Below are 19,838 nucleotides of genomic sequence, written 5' to 3' on the forward strand. Positions count from 1 at the left end.
ATCACCAGCGCAGCTCACCGGGCGAACGGCGGCGGGCGTTGGCGTGGATCTCGTCCACCCGGCCGTCGCGCAGGCGGATGATGCGGTCGGCCATCTCGCCGATCACCTCGTTGTGGGTAATGATCGCCACCGTGGTGCCGGTCTCGCGGTTGACGTGCTCGAGCACCTCCAGTACGCGGATGCCGGTGCGGAAGTCCAGGGCGCCGGTGGGCTCGTCGCAGAGCAGCACGTCGGGCTGCTTGGCCACGGCCCGGGCGATGGCCACGCGCTGCTGCTCGCCGCCGGAGAGCTGGGAGGGGAAGTGGTCGAGGCGTTCGGCGAGGCCGACCAGGGCCAGGGCGGCCTCGGGGGGCATGGGGTCGCGGCTGATGTCGGTGACGATGGCCACGTTCTCCCGGGCGGTGAGGCTCGAGATCAGGTTGTAGAACTGGAAGACGAAGCCCACGTGGTGGCGACGGAAGCGGGTCAGCTGGCGCTGGGTCGCGCGGGTCAGGTCGTGGGCCTGCCCGGCCCTGTCGCGATAGTGCACCTCGCCGCCGCTGGGGCTGTCGAGGCCACCGAGGATGTTGAGCAGGGTGGACTTGCCGGAGCCCGAGGCGCCGAGCATGACGGTGAGCTCGCCGCGGTAGAGCGCCAGGTCGACGCCCTGCAGCGCCCGGATGGTGACCTCGCCCATGCGGTAGAGGCGAGTCAGTCCCCGCGTCGTGAAGACCTCGTCCTTGTCGTTGTCCATCCGCCGGGCATCCCCTCCTTCCCCCTGCTCCGAGTCTAGCGGGTGACCAGCGATCCCGCGTCGTCGACCTCCAGGCGGCGGTTGCGGCCAGCGAGCAGGGCGAAGCCCATGCTGACGGCGATGATGCCCAGCAGCACGCGGGTCACCGACGCCAGTCCCACCTCGAGCTGCAGCATCACGCCCACCGCCAGCGGTCCCATGGCGGCCAGGGTGTAGCCGCCTCCCTGGACCAGCCCCGAGAGCTTGCCGGCCAGGCGTGAGCTGGCGGTGCGCAGCACGATCAGGGTGAGGGCGAGGCTGAAGCCGCCGCCCTGGCCGAGCCCCAGCAGCACCACGCCGGGCCAGCGCCAGATCGTCGGCGCCTGCAGCAGCAGCCAGAAGCCGGCGGCGACCATGCCCAGCACGATCAGCAGGGCAGGCCGCTGGTCACGGCCCAGGCGTGCCAGCCAGGGCGCCGAGAGGGCGGAGAGCAGCTGCACCATCACCGAGGCGCCCATCATCCAGCCGGCCTCGGCCTCGCTGTAGCCGCGGGCCACCAGCAGGGTGGGCAGCCAGCCGAAGACGATGTAGGCCAGCGACGACTGGCTGCCCATGAACAGCATCACCTGCCAGGCCAGCGGCTGGCCCAGCAGCTCCCGGGTGGAGCCGGCCCCGCCGGGGAGGGCCGCGGTGGCGTCATGGCGCGGCATCAGCACCCGCCAGGCCACCAGGGCCACCAGCGCCAGCAGGGCCCAGCTGGCGAGCCCGGCCGACCAGCTCCCCAGGGCGTCGGCCAGGGGGATGCTCAGCCCCGCGCCCAGCGCGCCACCGAGGCAGAGGGCCATTGTGTAGACGCCGGTCATCAGGTCGGCGCCGGCCGGCAGCTCGCGCTTGACCAGCGCCGGCAGCAGGGTGCCGGCCACGCCGATGGCGGCGCCGACCATCAGGGTGCCGCCGAACAGCGCCACGACGGCCGGCACGCCGCGCAGCAGCAGGCCGCCGGCCAGCAGCAGCAGGGCGGCGGCCAGGGTGTTCTCGGGGCCGAAGCGCTTGGCCAGCCAGGGGGCCAGCGGGGCGAAGATGCCCAGGCAGAGCACCGGCAGGGTGGTCAGGGCGCCGATGGCCAGCGCCGAGAGGCCGGTCTCCTGCTGGATGCGGGTGAGCAGCGGTGCCAGGGTGGAGAGGGCGGGGCGCAGGTTGAGCCCCACCAGCACCATCAGGCCGATGAACAGCGCCAGCTGGCGGGCAGCGGGCCGGGTCGCCTCAGTGCCGTTCGTCATGATGACGCCACTCGCGACGGCTCGCCGGGCGCACGGGGCGACGCTCGTCACGGGGCTCGGCGATCAGGGGGTGGTCCTCGAGCTCGTTGACCGCGCGGAAGGTGACCTCGCCGGGCGGCTGCGGGGTGTCAGGGTCCACGCGCCGGCGGATGCCGGAGACATCCTCGGCGCTGACCAGGCCCAGGCCGCCGAGGTTGACCCCTTGCTGGGCGACCAGTCTGCCGTCGAAGCCCCAGCAGCGTTGCGGCACCTGGGAGACGCGCCACAGGCGGCCCTGCCAGTGGGCCTGGCCGTCGTCGGTCAGCGTCAGGTCGTCCAGCGGCACCAGGGCGGCGAAGAGCCGGGCGTTGAGCACCAGGCCGCCGCCGGCCAGGCGCACGGCGCCCTGGTACCGCCCCTGCGCCAGGGCCGCGAGCACGGCCTTGCGTTTTTCCCGGCTCTCGAGGATGCCCTGGCCGCACAGGTGCAGCAGGCCATCATCGACCTGCTTGATGACCCAGACCTCCACGGGGGACCTGCCGAACAGCGTCTTCAGCATGCCGCGCTCACCGCATGTGGCGGCGCAGGTCGCCTCGCACCGCGTCGAGCAGGGTGATGAAGCGGGTGTCGCGGTCGCCGTCGATGCGGTCGACCCGCACCACGCTGCTCATGCCGCGGTCGATGTTCAACTGGTCGAAGATCTCCAGGGTGACCTTCTCGGCCGGATGGGTGCCGGGCTCGATGCGGCCCTCCTCGAGGGTGAAGGTAGTCAGCAGGGTGGCACGCACGCGGGTCGAGCCGCCCTCCGCCAGCACCCGTCGCACGAACAGCCAGCCCTCGCAGGCCAGCGCCGTGTCGCCGTGGTCACGCAGGAAGAGGGTGCGGTAGCTGGCGCCTTCGCTGGCGCCCTTGGCGGCCATGCTGCGGTAGGCCTCGGTCATGCGCGTCGCCGAGGCCTGCGACTCCTCGAGCCGTTGACGGGCGCCGTGGTGTTCACGGTCCAGTCGGGCCTGCTGCTGGAAGGTCAGCCAGCGCCGATAAGAGGTGACGAGGTTCTTTTCATCCATGGAAGCGCCCTGTCTTGGACGGTGGTAGGGGTAAGGGGGATCAGCGGGCTACATTCGCACATTCCGATGCAGCCCGCCAGTCACGGGGCTCAGGCCTGGCGAGAGCCCGAACCGCCGCCACCGCGGCGGCGGCGCGGGGCACGGGCCTCGTCGCCACCGCGGCGCTGGCCCGCGGCCTGGCCCTGGCGTCGCTGGCCCTGGCCGCTGTTACGGCCGCCTCCTCCTCGCTTGCCGCGGCCGTTCTCGATGGGCTCCGGCCTGGCATTGGGGTCCGGCTCGAAGCCCGGCTCGATGCGCTTTTCCAGGTCGCGCTTGATCAGCCGCTCGATGCCCTTGAGCAGGCCGTGCTCGTCGACGCAGACCAGGGAGACCGCCTGGCCCTCGCTGCCGGCCCGGCCGGTGCGGCCGATGCGGTGGACATAGTCCTCGGCCACATTGGGCAGCTCGAAGTTGACCACGTGGGGCAGTTCCTCGATATCCAGGCCGCGGGCCGCGATGTCGGTGGCCACCAGCACCTGAAGATCGCCGGTCTTGAAGGCGGCCAGCGCCTTGGTGCGGGCCGACTGGCTCTTGTTGCCATGGATCGCCATGGCCGGGATGTCCTGCTTGGAGAGCTGCTCGGCCAGGCGGTTGGCGCCGTGCTTGGTGCGGGTGAAGACCAGCACCTGCTGCCAGTCGTGCTCGGTGATCAGGTGGGCCAGCAGCTCGCGCTTCTTCTCGCGGTCGACGCGGTAGATCGCCTGGTCGACGAGTTCGGCGGTGGTGTTGCGTCGGGCGACCTCGATCATCGCCGGGTCGTCGAGCAGCTTGCCCGCCAGCGCCTGGATCTCGTTGGAGAAGGTCGCCGAGAACAGCAGGTTCTGGCGCTTCTCGGGCAGCACCCGCAGGATCTTCTTGATGTCGTGGATGAAGCCCATGTCGAGCATGCGGTCGGCCTCGTCGAGCACCAGGATCTCGACCTTCGACAGGTCCACGTGCTTCTGTTGCTGCAGGTCCAGCAGGCGCCCGGGGGTGGCGACCAGCACATCGAGGCCGGCGCGGATGGCGTCCACCTGGGGCTGCTGGCCGACGCCGCCGAAGATCACGTGGCTCTTCAGGGTCAGGTGGCGGCCATAGTCGGCCACGCTCTCGCCGACCTGGGCGGCGAGCTCGCGGGTCGGGGTCAGCACCAGGGCGCGGACCTGGCGCTTGGCCGGGCGCGGGCCGCCGGCCAGGCGCTGCAGCATCGGCAGGGTGAAGCCGGCGGTCTTGCCGGTGCCGGTCTGGGCGCTGGCCAGCAGGTCACCGCCCTGGAGGACGGCGGGAATCGCCTTGAGCTGGATCGGGGTCGGGGTGGTATAGCCCTGTGCCTCGACGGCACGGAGCAGTTCGGCACGCAGGCCGAGGTCGGAAAAGGTCATGCGGTCTCCGCAGAGACGCCCCGGTCGCGCCGCGTCGATGGTCGACGTGGTCAGTCCCGGGCCGAGGCGTGTAAAAGGAATCTGGCGCGGCAGGAGGGACCAGCGATCGCCGCGTGGCGGTAGTATGCCACAGTGCGCGGTTCAGCGCAGCCGTTTGATTTCCGCGGCGATCTCGTCGGCCACCCGGTCCCAGCCGCGACCCAGGGCACGCACCAGGGCGGGGTAGCCGTCCTCGGCCAGTGCCACCTCCACCGCGAAGGGAGCCATGGCCAGCAGTTCGCCCCCGCCGTCGCGCAGCTGCCACTGGCCCCCGGCCACGGCCTGGCCGTCGAAGCGGCCATGGAAGCGGTCCACCTCCAGGCGCAGGGTGGGGGCCGCGCCGCGGCGGCTGTCGGCATCGGCCTGCATGACCCGGGTGTCCGGCAGGCGCACGGCCAGGCGAGTGCGCAGACCGCGCTCGAGCTGCATGCCGAGGGGCTCCGCCCACTGGTGATGGTTGGCCTCGTTGAGGGTGATGTCATCGAGCTGCAGCACCAGGCCGTCGACGTCGAGGAAACGGGCCAGCCGGGGCGGGCCAACGACCAGCCGGTGCGTGGCGTCTGCCCCGGCGATGCGTGGCGGGTCACCGCCGGCGTCCGCGGGCAGGGTGTAGCGGCTCGGCGCGGGCCCGCTGGCGGCACAGCCGGCCAGCCACAGGGCGAGGCCGACGGCGATCAGGGCCTTGATGGACGTCATGGGCTGCTCCCTCGGGGTTGGCGTTGCGGTGCCCTGGGCAGCGGGTCCTCGCCGTCCAGGCTGTCGAAGAGCAGGGCGCGGGGGTTGTCGCGCAGGGTGCGCGCCGTGGGCTGCAGGTCGCGCAGCAGCCGTTCGAGCTGCTGCAGGGTCCCGGTGAAGTCGCCGTAGGCGGCGGAATCCGGCGAGACCCCCTCGAGGGTGGCGCGCAGCTCCTCCAGGGTCTGGTTGAGGTTGCCGGGGAGCGCCCGGGTGCCAGGGTCGTCGACCAGGGTGCGCACGCTGGCGGTGAGTTCGCGGACCTCGACGAGCATGGCCTCGGAGGTCGCCAGGTTGCGGTCCAGCCCCTCCAGCAGCGGTTCGAGCTCCAGGCCGTTGAGCTTGTCGAGCAGTGCGGTCACCTGGGCCTCGATCTGGGCGAAGCCGCTCGAGGTGGTGGGGAAGACGCTGCGCTCGGCGAAGGTCTCCGCGACATAGTCGCCGGCCTGGTCGCGCTGGAAGTTGAGGTCGACGAACAGCGCGCCGGTGATAAGGCTGCCGCTCTTCAGCGAGGCCTTGAGTCCCAGCCCGAAGAGGCGCTCGAGGCGCGTGCGCCACTCCTCGAGATCGAGCTCCTGGGAGTCGATGCCCAGGCGCTGGGGCTCGATGCGGATCAGCACCGGGATGGCGAAGTTGGCGCGGGAGTCCGGCTGGGGGGCGGTGAAGTTCCAGGGCACCGCCGCCACCGTGCCGATCCGCACGCCACGAAACTCCACCGGGGCACCTCGCGAGAGGCCGCGCACGGTGTCCTCCACCAGCAGCACGTACTCCAGGTAGCGATTGAAGGTCCCCTGTCGGGCGCTCTCCTCGTCGGGGTGAAGGGTGAAGGTGGCGTCGGCCTCCACGGCCATGCCGCGGGGCAGGTCCTCCGGCACGCCGAAGGTGACGCCGCCGCCGAGCAGTGTCTCCAGGGAGTCGATATTGACCCGGAAGCCCTCGGAGTCCAGGCGCAGGTCGAACCCGCTGGCCGACCAGAAGCGGGTGCTGTCGGTCACCAGGTCGTGGTAGGGGCTCTCGATGAAGATGCGGTGGTGCATGCGCCGGGTCGCGGCATCGAAGCTGGCCTCCTCGACCCGGCCGACGATGAGGCCCTGGTAGGTGACCGGGTCGCCGACGTTCAGCGAGTTGCCCAGCTGGCTGACCAGGTTGATGCGCAACCCCTCCGCCCCGGCCGGCGAGACCGGCGGCTGGTCGCTGACCTCGAACTCACGCGCGTCGATCTCGCTCTGGCCCGGCTCGAGCTGGATGTAGGCGCCGGAGAGCACCGTGCCCAGGCCGCTGATGCCCTCGCGACCGATGCGTGGCTTGACCACCCAGAAGCGGCTGTCCTCGACCAGCATGGCATCGGTGTCGGGGCTCATGCGGGCGGTGATGACCGCCCGGGAGAGGTCATCCGAGAGGTGGACCCGCTCGACCCGTCCGACCTCGACGTTGCGGGTCTTGATCAGGGTGCTGCCCGCCTCGATGCCCTCGGCGCTGTCCATCATCAGGGTGATCTGCGGGCCGCGACTGCGGTAGTTGTCGTAGACCAGCCAGGCGCCGATCAGGATCGCCACGAGGGGCACGATCCAGATCGGCGAGAGCCGGGCCTGGGGCGTGGCATGGGCGCGGTGGCTGTCCCGGTCGGGCGTCTCGGGGGGCTCGGTCATCGCGGGCTTCCTTGTGCGGGGCGGGACTCACGCGGCAGGGGCGCGTCCCAGAGCAGTCTCGGGTCGAAGGTCATGGCGGCGAGCATGGTGCTGATCACCACGGCGCCGAAGGCCAGGGCGGCAGGGCCCGGGGTGATCGACATCAGCGCCCCGGCGCGGATCAGCGCCACGAGGATCGCCACCACGAAGACATCGACCATCGACCAGCGGCCGATGAACTCGGTGAGGCGGTAGAGGTGGGTGCGGGTCGCGGCATTGAGTTCATCGCTGCGCCGGACCACCAGGCACAGCCAGGCGAGTGCCACGAGCTTGCCCACCGGCACGATCACGCTGGCCACGAAGATCACCAGCGCCACCGGCCAGGAGCCCATCTGGATCAGCTCCACAACCCCGCCGATGATGGTGGAGGGCGAGGAGTGCCCCAGGCTGGTGGTGGTCATGATCGGGTAGAGGTTGGCCGGCAGGTACATCACCGTGGCGGCGGCCAGCAGGGCCCAGGTGCGCTGCAGGCTGTGGGGCAGGCGCGCATGCAGGCCCTCGCCGCAGCGTCGGCAGCGACCGTGGCCGTCGCCGTCCAGGCGGTTGACCAGCCCGCAGGTGGCGCAGCCGGCCAGGCCCTGGGGGGCGGCGGGTTCACCGGTGCGCGCGCCCTCCGGGGCGAGGGGCTCGCCGGAAAGCGAGAACCATAGCCAGTCGGCATCCAGCGACTGGGTGGTGGCCAGCAGCAGCAGGGCAAAGACGCAGAAGGCCCAGAAGGAGATGCCCAGCTCGATCTCGGCCATGCCGGCGATCTTGATCAGGCTCACCAGGGCGCCGACGATGAAGACGTCGGCCATCATCCAGGGGTGCAGGTGGGAAAGCGACCGGGCGATACTGCGGCTGGCCAGCAGCGGGGCCTGGCGTAGCAGGCCGAGCTGCAGCCAGACCACCCCGGCGAGGTAGACGGCAGGCAGCACGGCGATGGTCAGCAGCACGGCGATGGCCACCAGCGGCTGGTCGAAGCCGATCAGGGTGGTGGCCGTCTGGGAGAGCTCGATGCGGTTGCCGATGCCCCCGACGCTGAAGCTGACGAAGGGAAAGGAGACCGCCAGCACCAGCGCCACCAGGGCGGCCAGGGCCAGGGCCATGCTGCGCTGGGCCGGTCGGTGATGGCGGCTGGCCAGGGTATGGCCGCAGCGCGGACACTCGGCCTTCTCGCCGGCGTGCAGCGGTGGCAGCGCCACCAGCCAGTCGCACTCGTGACAGGCCCGCAGCCGTCGCCGCGAGGTGCGCGTCTCCGGTGGCGAGCGGTCCACCAGCGGTTCTCCCCGGGGCAGGGGGGGGGGCGCGAAAGGCGAGCCTGGGCACCGCGATGGGGTCTCCTCATGACGACAAGATCAGAAAAGTCAGTGTGGCACGTTGACGAGGGGGACACCATATACAAACATGCGGGCCTGAATGTTCCCGAGGAGACGACATGTTACTTCCCGCCGTGGCGGTATTGGCAGGCCTTGTCCTGCTGGTGTGGAGCGCCGAGCGCTTCGTCGACGGGGCGGCGGCGACCTCCGCCCGGCTGGGGCTGTCGCCGCTGCTGATCGGCATGCTGGTGATCGGCTTCGGTACCTCGGCACCGGAACTGGTGGTCTCCGCCCTGGCGGCCGCGCAGGGCAACCCCGGCCTGGCGCTGGGCAACGCATACGGCTCCAATATCGCCAACATCGGTCTGATCCTGGGCCTGGTGGCGCTGATCTCGCCGCTGGCAGTGCACTCCGGGGTGGTGCGTCGCGAGCTGCCGGTGCTGGGCGGCGTCACCCTGCTCTCCGCCCTGCTGCTGTGGGGTGGCGTGATCGGCCGCCTCGAGGCCATCCTGCTGCTGGCGCTGCTGGCCGCCTTCATCGGCGTCTCCATTTATCTTGCGCTGCGCGACGGCAGCGATGCCCTCTCCAGCGACACCGAGGAGAGCCTGGCGGTGCACCCGATGTCGCTGAAGGCCGGGCTCGTCTGGACGGGTGTCGGGCTGGTGCTGCTGGTGGTCAGCTCGCGCATCCTGGTCTGGGGCGCGGTGGCCATCGCCGAGGGGTTTGGCGTCAGCGACCTGGTGATCGGCCTGACCGTGGTGGCGGTGGGCACCTCGCTGCCGGAGCTCGCCTCGTCGATCAGTGCGCTGCGCCGCCGCGAGCACGACCTGGTGCTGGGCAACGTGGTGGGCTCCAACCTCTTCAATACCCTGGGCGTGGTGGGCCTGGCCGGGGTGATCGCGCCCATCGAGGCCGGTCGCGAGGTGCTGCTGCGTGACTGGAGCCTGATGATGGCGATGACGGTCATGATGGCGGTCTTCGCCATGGGCTGGCGCGGCCGCGAGGGCCGCATCAACCGGGTGGAGGGCGCCGCCCTGCTGGCCATGTTCCTCGGCTACACCGCCTATATGGTCAGCATGGTGATCGTCGGTAGCTCGACCTGAGCGCCCGGCTGCGACAACGCGACACAGTCAGGTGATCCGAACAACCTCCCCGCGCGTGGGTCGTAGGCGTATGATAGGCACGTGATCAGGGAATTAGTTTATTCTATTTTGTTATTATCGGCTGTTCGCCACGCACGTAAGTAGAATGCGCTACGTTGTTCCCTGATCAGACCAGAATGCGGCAGGGTCCTCGAGGCCCCACGCACAAGAGCACGTCCAGTGCCTGACGCATCTCGTACTCATGAATCGCAGGAACGAGGAGTGCTTCATGGAACTGGATCCCCTGCTGCTGTCGCGACTGCAGTTCGCCTTCGTGGTCGCCTTCCACGCCATCTTCCCGGTGTTCACCATCGGCCTGGCATCCTATATCGCCCTGCTCAACGGGCTCTTCTTCAAGACCGAGAACCCGGCATGGGACCGCCTCGCGCTGTTCTGGACCAAGGTCTTTGCCGTGGTGTTCGGCATGGGGGTGGTGTCGGGCATCGTCATGTCCTTTCAGTTCGGTACCAACTGGAGCAACTTCTCCCAGGCGGCATCGAACTTCCTCGGGCCGGTCCTCAGCTATGAGGTGGTCACCGCCTTCTTCCTCGAGGCGGCGTTCCTCGGGGTGCTGCTCTTCGGGCGTGGCAAGGTGCCCCAGGGCGTCCATCTCTTTGCCGCCATCATGGTGGCCACCGGGACCTTCATCTCCTCGTTCTGGATCCTCTCGGCCAACAGCTGGATGCAGACCCCCGCCGGCGTCGAGCTGATCGACGGCCGCTTCCACGTCACCTCCTGGAGCGAGGCGATCTTCAACCCCTCCTTCTGGTACCGCTTCTGGCACATGGTGCTGGCCTCCTTCCTGACCGGCGGCTTCGTGGTGGCTGGGGTCAGCGCCTGGTACCTGCTCATCCGGCGCGACGTCGAGGCCAACCGCAAGGCGCTCTCCATGTGCCTGTGGCTGCTGCTGGTCCTCACGCCGGCTCAGGCCGTGCTGGGCGACTTCCACGGCCTCAATACCCTCGAGCACCAGCCGACCAAGGTCGCGGCCATGGAGGGGAACTGGGAGCGCGGTTCCCATGTGCCGCTGCTGCTCTTCGCCTGGCCCGACCAGGAGGCCCAGCAGAACCGTTTCGAGGTCGGCATCCCGAGCCTCGCCAGCTTGATCCTGACCCACCATGCCGACGGCGAGGTGCCCGGCATCAGCGAGGTGCCGCCCGAGGAGCAGCCGCCGGTGTGGCTGGTGTTCTGGTCCTTCCGGGTGATGGTCGGCATCGGCCTGGTCATGATCGCCGTCTCACTGGCGGGACTCTGGTTGCGCCGCGGCGGACGGGTCTACGAGCATCGCGGCTTCCTGCAACTGATGCGGGTGATGACGGTGACGCCCTTCATCGCGGTGCTGGCGGGCTGGTTCGTCACCGAGACCGGCCGGGCACCCTGGCTGGTCTACGGCATGATGACCCATGCAGAGGGGCTGACGCCATCGCTCACCGGCGGCATGGCGCTGTTTACCCTGGTCGGCTACATCGCCGTGTACGCGGTGGTGTTCTGGGCCGGCGTCTACTACCTGACCCGGGTGGTACGCCAGGGCATGCTGCCCGAAGCGCCCCATGACCACGAGGTGGAACGGCCCAAGCGCCCGCTGTCGGCCGCCCATGTGCCCTTCGAAGACGCCTCTCGCCAACCGGGAAGGAGCTGAATCATGGAAGCGTTCGACCTGACCCTGATCTGGGCCCTGATCATCGGCTTCGGGGTGATCATGTACGTGCTGATGGATGGCTTCGACCTGGGCGTGGGGATCCTCTTTCCCTTCGCGCCCGACGAAGAATCGCGTGATGTCATGATGAACTCGGTGGCGCCGGTGTGGGACGGCAACGAGACCTGGCTGGTGCTCGGCGGGGCGGGCCTGCTGGGGGCCTTCCCGCTGGTCTACTCGGTGTTCCTGCCGGCGCTCTACATCGGGGTCTTCCTGATGCTCGCCGGCCTGATCTTCCGCGGCATCGCCTTCGAGTTCCGCTTCAAGTCGCACCGCAACCGTCGCTGGTGGAACCGCGCCTTCTGCTGGGGCTCCGCCGTGGCCTCCTTCGCCCAGGGCGTGGTGGTGGGCGCCTATATCCAGGGCTTCGCCGTGGAGGACTTCGTCTACGTGGGGGGGCCGCTGGACTGGCTGACGCCCTTCAGCGTGCTCACCGGCCTGGGGCTGATGGCCGGCTATGCCCTGCTCGGCGCCACCTGGCTGATCATGAAGACCGAAGGGGCGGTCCAGGCCTGGGCCTACCGGCTGGCGCCGCGCCTGCTGCTGGCGGTACTGGCGGTGTTCGCGATCATCAGCGTCTGGACCCCGTTCGTCGATGCCGGGGTCCGCGAGCGCTGGTTCGGCCACCTGCACCTGATCTGGGTCTTCCCGGTGCTGGCGCTGGCCTGTGCGGCGCTGCTGTGGCGTGCCGTCAGCCAGCGCCGGGAGGGACAACCCTTCATCGCCACCCTGGGCCTGTTCCTCTTCACCTACCTGGGGCTGGTGGTGAGCAAGTGGCCGGTGATCGTGCCGCCCGACTACACGATCTGGGATGCCGCCTCGGATCCGGGCTCCCAGCTCTTCCTGCTGATCGGGGTCCTCTTCGTGATCCCCATCGTGCTGGCCTATACCGCCTGGACCTACTGGGTGTTCCGCGGCAAGGTGCGCCCCGGCGAGGGGTACCACTGAGCCGATGGGCGCGAACGACGCGGCCTCGGGCGAGCTGACCGCGCGCCGCTACCTGAAGGACCTGGCCGCCGGCGAACGCCGGCGGCTGCGTCTCGCCGTCCTGGCAGGGACCGCGGCGGGCCTGCTGACCATCGCCCAGCTGGTGTTGCTGGCCCGGTTCATCAGCCGCCTGGTCGTCGACGGGGCGTCACCTGGCGAGCTCGTGCCGCTGCTGGCGGGGTTGCTCGCCATGCTGGCGCTGCGTGCCCTGGCACTCTACCTGCAGGAAACCCTGGCCCAGGCGGCGAGCCTGCGGATCCGCCAGCGCGCGCGGCGTGCACTGCTCGATCACCTGGCGCGACTGGGTCCGGTAAGGCTGACCTCGCGGCACAGTGCATCGCTTGCCAGCCAGCTGGTGGAGCAGGTGGAGGCCCTGGACGGCTACTTCGCCCGGTTCCAGCCGCAGCTCTGGCTGGCGGTGCTGTTGCCGCTGGCGGTCCTGCTGGCGGCGCTATGGCTGGACTGGCTGGCGGCCATCTTCCTGCTGGCCTCGGCGCCGCTGATCCCGCTGTTCATGGCCCTGGTCGGGATGGGGGCTGAGCGGCTCAACCGGGAGCAGTTTGCCGCCGTGGCGCGCCTCTCGGGCCACTTCATCGACCGCGTGCGGGGCATCACCACGCTCCAGCTGTTCGGTCGCACGGCCCAGGCCACCCGCGAGGTGCATGCCGCCGCCGATGACTATCGGCAACGCAGCATGCGTACCCTGCGCCTGGCGTTTCTCTCCTCCGCGGTGCTGGAGTTCTTCGCCTCGGTGGCGATCGCCGTGGTGGCGATCTACGTCGGGTTTGGCCTGCTGGGCTACATCGAGTATGGCCCCGCAGAGGAGCTGACCCTGTTCAGCGGCCTGCTGGTGCTGCTGCTGGCACCGGAATTCTTCCAGCCGCTACGCAGCCTCTCCCAGCACTACCATGACCGGGCGGCGGCACTGGGGGCCGCCGAGGGACTGGTGGCCCTGCTCAACGAGGCCCCCGATGCCGGGCGCCTGCCGGGCAAGGCCGTCCCGGTGCCCTCCCGGGATGTGCTGGTCGAGCTCGAGGCCGCCAGCGTCGACTATCCCGGGCGAGGCCGTGTGCTGGGACCCGTCGACCTGACGCTGGCCGCGGGCGACGTGGTAGCCGTCACCGGGCCGTCGGGCGTCGGCAAGTCAAGCCTCCTGCAGCTGCTGGCCGGCTTCGTCGCGCCCGCCAGCGGCAGTATTCGCAGGGTCGAGGGGCTCCGCCTGGCCTGGATGGACCAGCGCCCGCTGCTGATCCAGGGCAGCCTGGCGGATAACCTGCGCCTGGCGGCCCCCGACGCCGGCGAGGCGGAGATGCGCGGGGCGCTGGCCCGGGCGGGCCTCGGCGAATTGCTGGCAATGCTGCCTCTGGGGCTGGAGACACGCCTCGGCGAGCGCGGCGTCGGTCTCTCCGGGGGCCAGGCGCAGCGGCTGGCCCTGGCCAGGGCCTTCCTGTCCCGGGCGTCGCTGGTGCTGCTCGACGAACCCACGGCCAGCCTCGACGCCGAGACCGAGGGCCATCTCATCGAGGCGCTGCAGGGGCTGGCCGAGGAGGGGCGAACACTCGTCATCGCGACCCATCATCCCGCCCTGATGGCGCTGGCGAGGCGGCGGCTGTCGCTCGAGGCCCAGGCCACCCCCCAGGAGGAGCCCGACGATGCCTCCGCCTGATGCCTCGCTCTGGCGGGTCCTGCGCCCCTGGCTTTCCCTGCTCGGGCAGCGTCGCCGCCGGCTGATCCTGGGCGCCCTGCTGATGGGGCTGACCCTGGGCTCGGCCATCGGCCTGCTGGCCCTCTCGGGGTGGTTCATCACGGCGACGGCGGTGACCGGCCTGCTCGTGGCGGCGGGCATCGCCGCGACGCTGGAGGTGTATGTGCCCGGGGGCGGGATCCGCTTCTTCGCGGTGACCCGCACGGTGTCGCGCTACGTGGAACGCCTCTACAACCACGATACCGTGCTGCGACTGCTCGCCGACCTGCGTTCACGGCTGTTCGCCGTGCTGTCCGGCCTCGACGCCCACGCCCTGTCGCGACGGCGTGCCAGCGACTGGCTCAACCGCCTGACGGCGGATATCGATACCCTGGACAGCCTCTACCTGCGCCTGCTGGCGCCGGCGGTGGTGGCGCTGCTGGCGATCCTCGGCCTGGCCGGATTCCTGGCGCTGTGGTCGCCGCGGGTCGGCGCGGCGACCGGGGCGCTGTTGATGCTGGGCTGGCTCTGGCTGACGGCGGGCCAGGCCCGCCTGGGCATGGCTGCCAGCCGTCGCCAGGTCGACGACCTGGAGCGGCTCAGGGGGCGACTCATCGAGCAGGTGCAGGGCCTGGCGGAGCTGGAGGCCTATGGTAGCCTGGCGGACCACCGCGCACGGCTGGCCGCCATCGAGGTGCGACTCTACCGGGATCAGCGTCGCCTGGGAGAGCGGGTGGCGCTGGGCAACGCGCTGGCATCGCTGGTGGTGGGGCTGGCGATGCTCCTGGCCCTCTGGCTCGCGGCCGAGGCCTGGAGCGCCGGGCTGCTCTCCGGGCCGCTGACGGTGATGATGCCGCTGGCGGTGCTGGCCATCAGCGAGGCGCTGGCCCCGCTGCCAGCCGCCTTCACCTGGCTGGGGGCCACGCGGGGCGCCGCCGAGCGGCTCAATGCGCTGGAAGCGCAGCAGGGTCGCGTGGCCACGGTGGAATCGCCGGCACGCCTGCCGTCGGGGGCGCTGTCGGTAGCCCTCACGGATGTCACCCTGACCCATGCGGATGCCCTGGTGCCGGCCCTGGCCGAGGTCGGCCTCGCCCTGAAGCCCGGCGAGCGGCTGGCCCTGTGCGGGGCGTCGGGGGCCGGCAAGTCCAGCCTGGCCGGGCTGCTGACGCGACAGCTCAGCCCCGAGGCGGGCGAGGTGCGGCTGGGTGGCGTGGTGCTGGAGTCGTGGCCGGCGGGGGCATTGAGCTCCCGAGTGGCCCTGCTGACCCAGCAGACGGACCTGTTCGACGATACCCTGGCCGCCAACCTGCGCCTGGGCGACCCCGGGGCGGGCGAGGCCCGGCTGTGGCGGGTGTTGGCGATGGTGGAACTCGCCGACTGGGCCGGGGCCCTGCCGCAAGGCCTCGATACCCGGGTGGGGGAGGGCGGCCGACGGCTCTCCGGCGGCCAGGCCCGGCGCGTCGCCCTGGCCCGGCTGCTGCTGCGAGAGCCGGACCTGGTGGTGCTGGACGAACCCTTCGCCGGGCTCGACGCCGGGACCGCGGCACGACTCGCCACCCGCCTCGACGCCTGGCTGGCCGGGCGCACCGTCATCTACCTGGTGCACCAGCTCGGCGAGGCCGTCGACCCGCCCGCCATCGACCGCTGCCTGACCCTGCGCGACGGACTTTGCACGACTGGTCAGGATGTTTCAGGATGAGACCCACGACTCCCCCGGATGAGGTGTGCCATGCGTGATTTCCTCAGGCGCCTGCCCAAGGCCGAACTCCACCTGCACATCGAGGGCTCGCTTGAGCCCGAGCTGATGTTTGCCCTGGCCGAGCGCAACGGCGTCAGCCTGCCCTATGCCTCCGTGGAGGAGGTCCGGGCGGCCTATGACTTCTCCGATCTTCAGTCCTTTCTCGACCTCTACTACCGGGGCATGAGCGTGCTGCGCACCGCCGAGGACTTCCATGACCTGGCCATGGACTACTTTCGCCGGGCCAGCGCCGAGGGGGTGGTGCACGTCGAGATGCACTTCGACCCCCAGGCCCACCTGGTGCGCGGCATCGAGCTGCCGGTGGTGATGGAGGGGCTCTCCCTGGCGCGACGCCGCGCACGGCGCGAGCTGGGCATGTCGACGGCACTGATCATGGCGTTCCTGCGCGACCGGCCGGCCGAGGAGGCGATGGCGGTGATGGAGAGCGCGGCCCCCTACTGGGAGATGCTCGACGCCGTGGGGCTCGACAGCGCCGAGCAGGGCAATCCGCCGTCGAAATTCGTCGAGGTGTTCGAACGGGCGCGACAGCTCGGTATCCCCCGGGTGGCCCACGCCGGCGAGGAGGGGCCGCCCGCCTATATCCGCGAGGCCTTGGACCTGCTGGATGTCTGTCGCATCGACCATGGCGTGCGCTGCCTGGAGGACCCGGAACTGGTGGTGCGGCTGCGCGACGAGGGCGTGGTGCTCACCGTCTGTCCGCTCTCCAATGTGCGCCTGCGGGTCGTCGAGCGGATGGCCGACCACCCCCTGCCGCAGCTGCTCGATGCCGGCTTGCGCCTGACCCTCAACTCCGACGACCCGGCCTATTTCGGTGGCGGCATGCTGGCCAACTTCGAGGCCTGCGCCGAGGCCTTCGGCTGGTCGCAGGAGGTCTTCATCCAGCTGGCCGGTACCGCCATCGAGGCCGCCTTAATCGACGAGACGCGCCGCCTCGACCTGCATCGCCAGTTGGCGGCATGCCTCTAGCCTCCCGCCAGCGAGTGGCCCTGGGCCGGGCCGGGCGGCACGCGATGCCCCGTGGGCCTGCGGGGACTCCAGCGTTGAGCGGCCGGTGTGCAACAGCCTGTAAGATCGTGTAAAAGGAAAGCTCTCATCCTGTCACCGGGGCCGTTCGGGGAGAGCCGTGCTTGAGCCTTAAGACCCGTTTCCTGCTGCTGGCTGCCTGCCTCGTGCTCGTGGCGTCGGCGGCCGCCTGGACCGTATTCCACCGCATCACCGAGGGCATCATCGAGCAGTGGGGCGAGCGCGTCGCGGCCATCCAGGTGCAGTACGACGGCGGGCGCCTGCTGCAGCCCCTGGAGCGGGAAATTGCCCTGGCGCGCCAGATGGCCGACTCCATCGTGCTGCAGCGCTGGGCACGAGACCCCGACGACCCGGCGCTCGAGGCCCAGGCCTTCGCCGAGATGGAAAGCTTCCGTCGCAACTTCAGCGACAACAGCTACTTCGTCGCCCTCCGGGACAGCGGTGGCTACTACCACAACAATGCCGCCAACGACTATGTCGAGGCGCGCCTTCGCTACCGGCTGAGGGCGGACCGGCCGGCCGACGCCTGGTTCTTTCGGCTGATCGAGGAGGGCCGGGACTTCCACCTCAACGTCAATCCGGACGTGGAGCTCGGCGTCACCAAGCTGTGGATCGATGTCCTGATGCGGGACGCCGATGGCGAGATCCTGGGGGTGGTGGGCACCGGCATGGAACTCGAGGGCTTCCTGGAGGAGGTCGTGGATATCCAGCAGCCCGGCATCACCACCCTGTTCGTCGACTACAACGGCGCCATCCAGCTCTACCGCGACCGTCGCCTCATCGACTACGCCAGTTTCGTCAAGCCGGAGGGGCAGAAGCGTACCCTGGACCTGCTGGTGGACCTGCCCCGTGACGCCGAGGCGCTGTTCGGCATGATGCGCGAGCTGCGCGAGGCCCCGGACCAGTCGCCGAACGTGCGCACCGAGTTCGTGACCGTGGAGGGCCAGCGTCACCTGGCCGGCGTGGCCTTCCTGCCGGCTCTCGGCTGGTTCGAGGTGACGCTGCTCGACCTGGAGGTGCTGATGCCGCTGGACGGTTTCACGCCGGTGGCGGTGGTGTTCGTGCTCACCCTGCTGGTCACGCTGCTGGTCTTCCACCTGGCGCTGCGCCGTCAGCTGCTGGTGCCCATCGCGGCCCTGGAAGCCGCCATGCAGCGGGTCAAGCAAGGGGACATGTCGCCCTCCGATCTGCCCCGGGGGCGGGGTGAGATGGGCCGGCTGATGCGCCATTTCCATTCCATGGCCGAGGCCATCCAGCGCCATACCCGGGATCTCGAGGAGCGGGTCCGAGAGCGCACCGAGGAGCTCGAGGCGGTGGCCATCCGCGATGTGCTGACGGGCCTCATGAACCGCCGCGGCATGCAGCAATGGCTGGAGGAGCAGATCCTGCGGGGGGCCCGGGAGGGGAGTCACTTCGGGCTGATCTGGCTGGATCTCGACCGCTTCAAGGAGCTCAACGATGGTCTCGGTCATGCCGCGGGAGATCAGGCCCTGGTGCGTGTCGCCGAGGCGCTGCGGCATGGACTGCGTCCCTACGATCGGGCCTCGCGCTGGGGAGGCGACGAGTTCCTGGTGCTGCTCTCGCCCTGCGACGAGCCGACCCTGACCCGGGTGGCCGAGCGCCTGCGCCAGGCGGTCGCCTCGATCGAGGTGGAGGGCTCAGCGGTCACCATCAGCGTGGGGGCCTGCCTGGCGATTCCCGGCGAGGACCTCGACAGCCTGTTGAAGCGGGCCGACGAGGCGCTCTACCAGGCCAAGGCCGAGGGGCGCAACCGGGCCCGGGTGGCCGTGTAGGAGCCTATCGGACTTAACGCTAATCTACTGCGAAATCCGGTTTTTCGGCCAATTTCATTCGATCTGTTTCGTTAAAGAGCACGCTATTCGCCTCAACAGATCGATAAACTTGTCTCGAAACCCGAATCTCTTGCTACGATTGGTCAAGCCCGACAGGCTCCTAGGCCCTCTCCGGGTCATGCCCTGCGGTGCACCAGGCGCCCGCCGGCCCAGGCTTCGGCCACGCAGCGATCGTCGCCCAGCATCATCAGCGCGAAAAGTGTCTCGGCAAGCGAACGGCTGCGGGCCGTGCGCCGTGCCAGCAGCGGGGTGGCAGCCGGGTCGAGCACCACCAGGTCGGCCTCCATGCCAGGGGCGAGGCGACCGATGTGGCCGTCCAGCGACAGCGACCGGGCGTTGCCCAGCGTCAGCCCGTAGAAGCCCTGCCAGGCGGTGAGCGGCTGGCCGCGCAGCTGGCCCACCTGGTAGGCGGCCTTCAGCGTGGCCAGGCCGGAAAGGTCGGTGCCGCCGCCCACGTCGCTGGCGTAGGTGATGTTGAGGCCCATCTCGCGGGCCGCCAGGCGGTCGAAGAGGCCGCTGCCGAGGAAGAGGTTGGAGCTCGGGCAGAAGGCGAGGTTCGCCCCCCGCTCCGCCAGCCGGCCGCGCATCGCCTGGTCCAGGTGGATGCCGTGGGCGAAGGTGCTGCGCGGGCCCACCAGGCCCGACTGCTCGTAGACCTCAAGGTAGTCGCGGCTGTCGGGGAAGAGTTCCGCCACCCAGTCCAGCTCGCCGGTGTTCTCGGCCAGGTGGGTCTGCAGCCACAGGCTGGGGTCGTTGCGCATCAGGCCCCCGGTGGCGTCCATCTGGGCCCGGCTGGAGGTGGGGGCGAAGCGCGGGGTCAGGCTGTAGCCCAGTCGCCCCTTGCCGTGCCAGTCGCCGATCAGCCGCTCGGTATCGCGGATGCCGCCGAGGGTATCGTCGCAGAGCGCGTCCGGGGCATGGCGGTCCATCAGCACCTTGCCGGCCAGCATGCGCAGCCCGCGCCGGCGGCTGGCCGAGAAGAAGGCATCGACGGAGACCGGGTGGCTCGAGCAGAACACCTGCGCGGTGGTGGTCCCGACCCTCAGCATCTCGTCGAGGAAGGCCTCCGACAGCGCGTCGGCGTGCTCGCGTGCCGCGAAGCGACACTCCTCGGGGAAGGTGTAGTCGCCCAGCCAGTCGAGCAGCTGACGACCGTAGGAGGCCATGATCTCCAGCTGCACGTAGTGCACGTGGCTGTCGATGAAGCCAGGCAAGATCAACTTGCCGCGGTGGTCGATCACCTCGATCCCCTCGGGGAGCTCGGGGGCCAGGGTAGTGTAGTCGTCCACCGCGCGGATGCGGCCGTCCTCGATCCACAGGGCACCATCCGGGTGGTGGCAAATGCTGCCCTCGGCAGGCGTATCGCCCTCGCCGGGGTCGGCATCGAAGCTCAGCAGTTCGCCGCGCAGCACGCGCGAATCGTTGTTGGTCATCTTTTCAGGGCTCATCGTTATTCGTCACACCGGGGCTGACCCGGGGGTAGGCCTGAGAGCGGGGCC

At 70.1% G+C, this 19,838-nt stretch carries 16 protein-coding genes; 7 read left to right on the plus strand and 9 right to left on the minus strand.

Going from position 1 to position 19,838, the window contains the following annotated elements:
* Position 1: 1 nt before the first annotated feature.
* The 8 genes from P8934_RS08715 to P8934_RS08750 all read right to left on the minus strand — a co-directional run bounded on the left by P8934_RS08715 (position 2) and on the right by P8934_RS08750 (position 8,153).
* Positions 2-733, minus strand: a complete 732-nt coding sequence (locus tag P8934_RS08715; RefSeq protein WP_278033833.1) for an ABC transporter ATP-binding protein — start codon at positions 731-733, stop codon at positions 2-4.
* Positions 734-768: 35 nt separating this feature from the next.
* On the minus strand, positions 769-1,992 hold the full coding sequence (locus P8934_RS08720; protein ID WP_278033834.1) for an MFS transporter: 1,224 nt from the start codon (positions 1,990-1,992) through the stop codon (positions 769-771).
* Entirely contained in the window at positions 1,976-2,530 is a 555-nt protein-coding gene (locus P8934_RS08725) for a hypothetical protein (protein WP_278033835.1), read from the minus strand. The genes P8934_RS08720 and P8934_RS08725 overlap by 17 nt, the downstream gene beginning before the upstream one ends.
* Before the next feature lie 7 nt (positions 2,531-2,537).
* Positions 2,538-3,038, minus strand: a complete 501-nt coding sequence (locus P8934_RS08730; protein WP_278033836.1) for a hypothetical protein — start codon at positions 3,036-3,038, stop codon at positions 2,538-2,540.
* Between the two features lie 89 nt (positions 3,039-3,127).
* Positions 3,128-4,438 carry a DEAD/DEAH box helicase gene (locus P8934_RS08735; RefSeq protein ID WP_278033837.1) on the minus strand — a complete coding sequence of 437 codons (1,311 nt, stop codon included), beginning with the start codon at positions 4,436-4,438 and terminating at the stop codon, positions 3,128-3,130.
* Positions 4,439-4,579: 141 nt separating this feature from the next.
* Positions 4,580-5,173: an ABC-type transport auxiliary lipoprotein family protein gene (locus P8934_RS08740; protein ID WP_278033838.1), complete on the minus strand. Its 594-nt coding sequence runs from the start codon at positions 5,171-5,173 to the stop codon at positions 4,580-4,582.
* Complete coding sequence (gene pqiB / locus P8934_RS08745; protein WP_278033839.1) at positions 5,170-6,858, minus strand: intermembrane transport protein PqiB; 1,689 nt, start codon at positions 6,856-6,858, stop codon at positions 5,170-5,172. Before pqiB ends, P8934_RS08740 begins: the two co-directional genes overlap by 4 nt.
* Positions 6,855-8,153 carry a paraquat-inducible protein A gene (locus P8934_RS08750; protein ID WP_278033840.1) on the minus strand — a complete coding sequence of 433 codons (1,299 nt, stop codon included), beginning with the start codon at positions 8,151-8,153 and terminating at the stop codon, positions 6,855-6,857. The genes pqiB and P8934_RS08750 overlap by 4 nt, the downstream gene beginning before the upstream one ends.
* Before the next feature lie 161 nt (positions 8,154-8,314).
* On the opposite strand from P8934_RS08750, the gene P8934_RS08755 reads away from it, so the two are divergent.
* The 7 genes from P8934_RS08755 (at position 8,315) to P8934_RS08785 (ending at position 18,279) form a co-directional block, all read left to right on the plus strand.
* Positions 8,315-9,298, plus strand: a complete 984-nt coding sequence (locus P8934_RS08755) for a calcium/sodium antiporter (protein WP_278033841.1) — start codon at positions 8,315-8,317, stop codon at positions 9,296-9,298.
* A 268-nt stretch (positions 9,299-9,566) separates the two neighbouring features.
* Entirely contained in the window at positions 9,567-10,976 is a 1,410-nt protein-coding gene (locus P8934_RS08760) for a cytochrome ubiquinol oxidase subunit I (RefSeq protein WP_278033842.1), read from the plus strand.
* 3 nt (positions 10,977-10,979) lie between these two features.
* Positions 10,980-11,981, plus strand: coding sequence for a cytochrome d ubiquinol oxidase subunit II (gene cydB, locus P8934_RS08765; RefSeq protein ID WP_133634882.1), 1,002 nt, complete (start codon positions 10,980-10,982; stop codon positions 11,979-11,981).
* 4 nt (positions 11,982-11,985) lie between these two features.
* The gene (gene cydD / locus P8934_RS08770; RefSeq protein ID WP_278033843.1) at positions 11,986-13,686 is read left to right on the plus strand and encodes a thiol reductant ABC exporter subunit CydD; all 1,701 of its coding nucleotides are present in this window, start codon (positions 11,986-11,988) and stop codon (positions 13,684-13,686) included.
* Positions 13,673-15,403 (plus strand): thiol reductant ABC exporter subunit CydC, encoded by a 1,731-nt coding sequence (cydC, locus tag P8934_RS08775; RefSeq protein WP_278033844.1) that lies wholly within the window; start codon positions 13,673-13,675, stop codon positions 15,401-15,403. Before cydD ends, cydC begins: the two co-directional genes overlap by 14 nt.
* Before the next feature lie 30 nt (positions 15,404-15,433).
* Positions 15,434-16,429, plus strand: a complete 996-nt coding sequence (locus P8934_RS08780) for an adenosine deaminase (protein WP_278033845.1) — start codon at positions 15,434-15,436, stop codon at positions 16,427-16,429.
* Between the two features lie 161 nt (positions 16,430-16,590).
* Positions 16,591-18,279, plus strand: a complete 1,689-nt coding sequence (locus P8934_RS08785) for a diguanylate cyclase (RefSeq protein ID WP_278033846.1) — start codon at positions 16,591-16,593, stop codon at positions 18,277-18,279.
* Between the two features lie 176 nt (positions 18,280-18,455).
* Here the strand turns inward: P8934_RS08785 and guaD are convergent, their stop codons facing one another.
* On the minus strand, positions 18,456-19,772 hold the full coding sequence (guaD, locus tag P8934_RS08790) for a guanine deaminase (protein WP_278033847.1): 1,317 nt from the start codon (positions 19,770-19,772) through the stop codon (positions 18,456-18,458).
* Positions 19,773-19,838 lie beyond the last annotated feature (66 nt).

Source organism: Halomonas sp. CKK8 (assembly GCF_029625235.1).
Lineage (GTDB): Bacteria > Pseudomonadota > Gammaproteobacteria > Pseudomonadales > Halomonadaceae > Halomonas > Halomonas ventosae.

What these genes read in the sequence shown, in the direction of transcription:
- P8934_RS08715 (WP_278033833.1), bottom strand. Translation starts at nt 733, where the DNA reads ATGGACAACGACAAGGACGAGGTCTTCACGACGCGGGGACTGACTCGC.
- pqiB (WP_278033839.1), bottom strand. Translation starts at nt 6,858, where the DNA reads ATGACCGAGCCCCCCGAGACGCCCGACCGGGACAGCCACCGCGCCCAT.
- P8934_RS08780 (WP_278033845.1), top strand. Translation starts at nt 15,434, where the DNA reads ATGCGTGATTTCCTCAGGCGCCTGCCCAAGGCCGAACTCCACCTGCAC.
- P8934_RS08755 (WP_278033841.1), top strand. Translation starts at nt 8,315, where the DNA reads ATGTTACTTCCCGCCGTGGCGGTATTGGCAGGCCTTGTCCTGCTGGTG.
- cydC (WP_278033844.1), top strand. Translation starts at nt 13,673, where the DNA reads ATGCCTCCGCCTGATGCCTCGCTCTGGCGGGTCCTGCGCCCCTGGCTT.
- P8934_RS08760 (WP_278033842.1), top strand. Translation starts at nt 9,567, where the DNA reads ATGGAACTGGATCCCCTGCTGCTGTCGCGACTGCAGTTCGCCTTCGTG.
- P8934_RS08720 (WP_278033834.1), bottom strand. Translation starts at nt 1,992, where the DNA reads ATGACGAACGGCACTGAGGCGACCCGGCCCGCTGCCCGCCAGCTGGCG.
- cydB (WP_133634882.1), top strand. Translation starts at nt 10,980, where the DNA reads ATGGAAGCGTTCGACCTGACCCTGATCTGGGCCCTGATCATCGGCTTC.
- P8934_RS08725 (WP_278033835.1), bottom strand. Translation starts at nt 2,530, where the DNA reads ATGCTGAAGACGCTGTTCGGCAGGTCCCCCGTGGAGGTCTGGGTCATC.
- P8934_RS08730 (WP_278033836.1), bottom strand. Translation starts at nt 3,038, where the DNA reads ATGGATGAAAAGAACCTCGTCACCTCTTATCGGCGCTGGCTGACCTTC.
- P8934_RS08740 (WP_278033838.1), bottom strand. Translation starts at nt 5,173, where the DNA reads ATGACGTCCATCAAGGCCCTGATCGCCGTCGGCCTCGCCCTGTGGCTG.
- P8934_RS08735 (WP_278033837.1), bottom strand. Translation starts at nt 4,438, where the DNA reads ATGACCTTTTCCGACCTCGGCCTGCGTGCCGAACTGCTCCGTGCCGTC.
- cydD (WP_278033843.1), top strand. Translation starts at nt 11,986, where the DNA reads ATGGGCGCGAACGACGCGGCCTCGGGCGAGCTGACCGCGCGCCGCTAC.
- guaD (WP_278033847.1), bottom strand. Translation starts at nt 19,772, where the DNA reads ATGACCAACAACGATTCGCGCGTGCTGCGCGGCGAACTGCTGAGCTTC.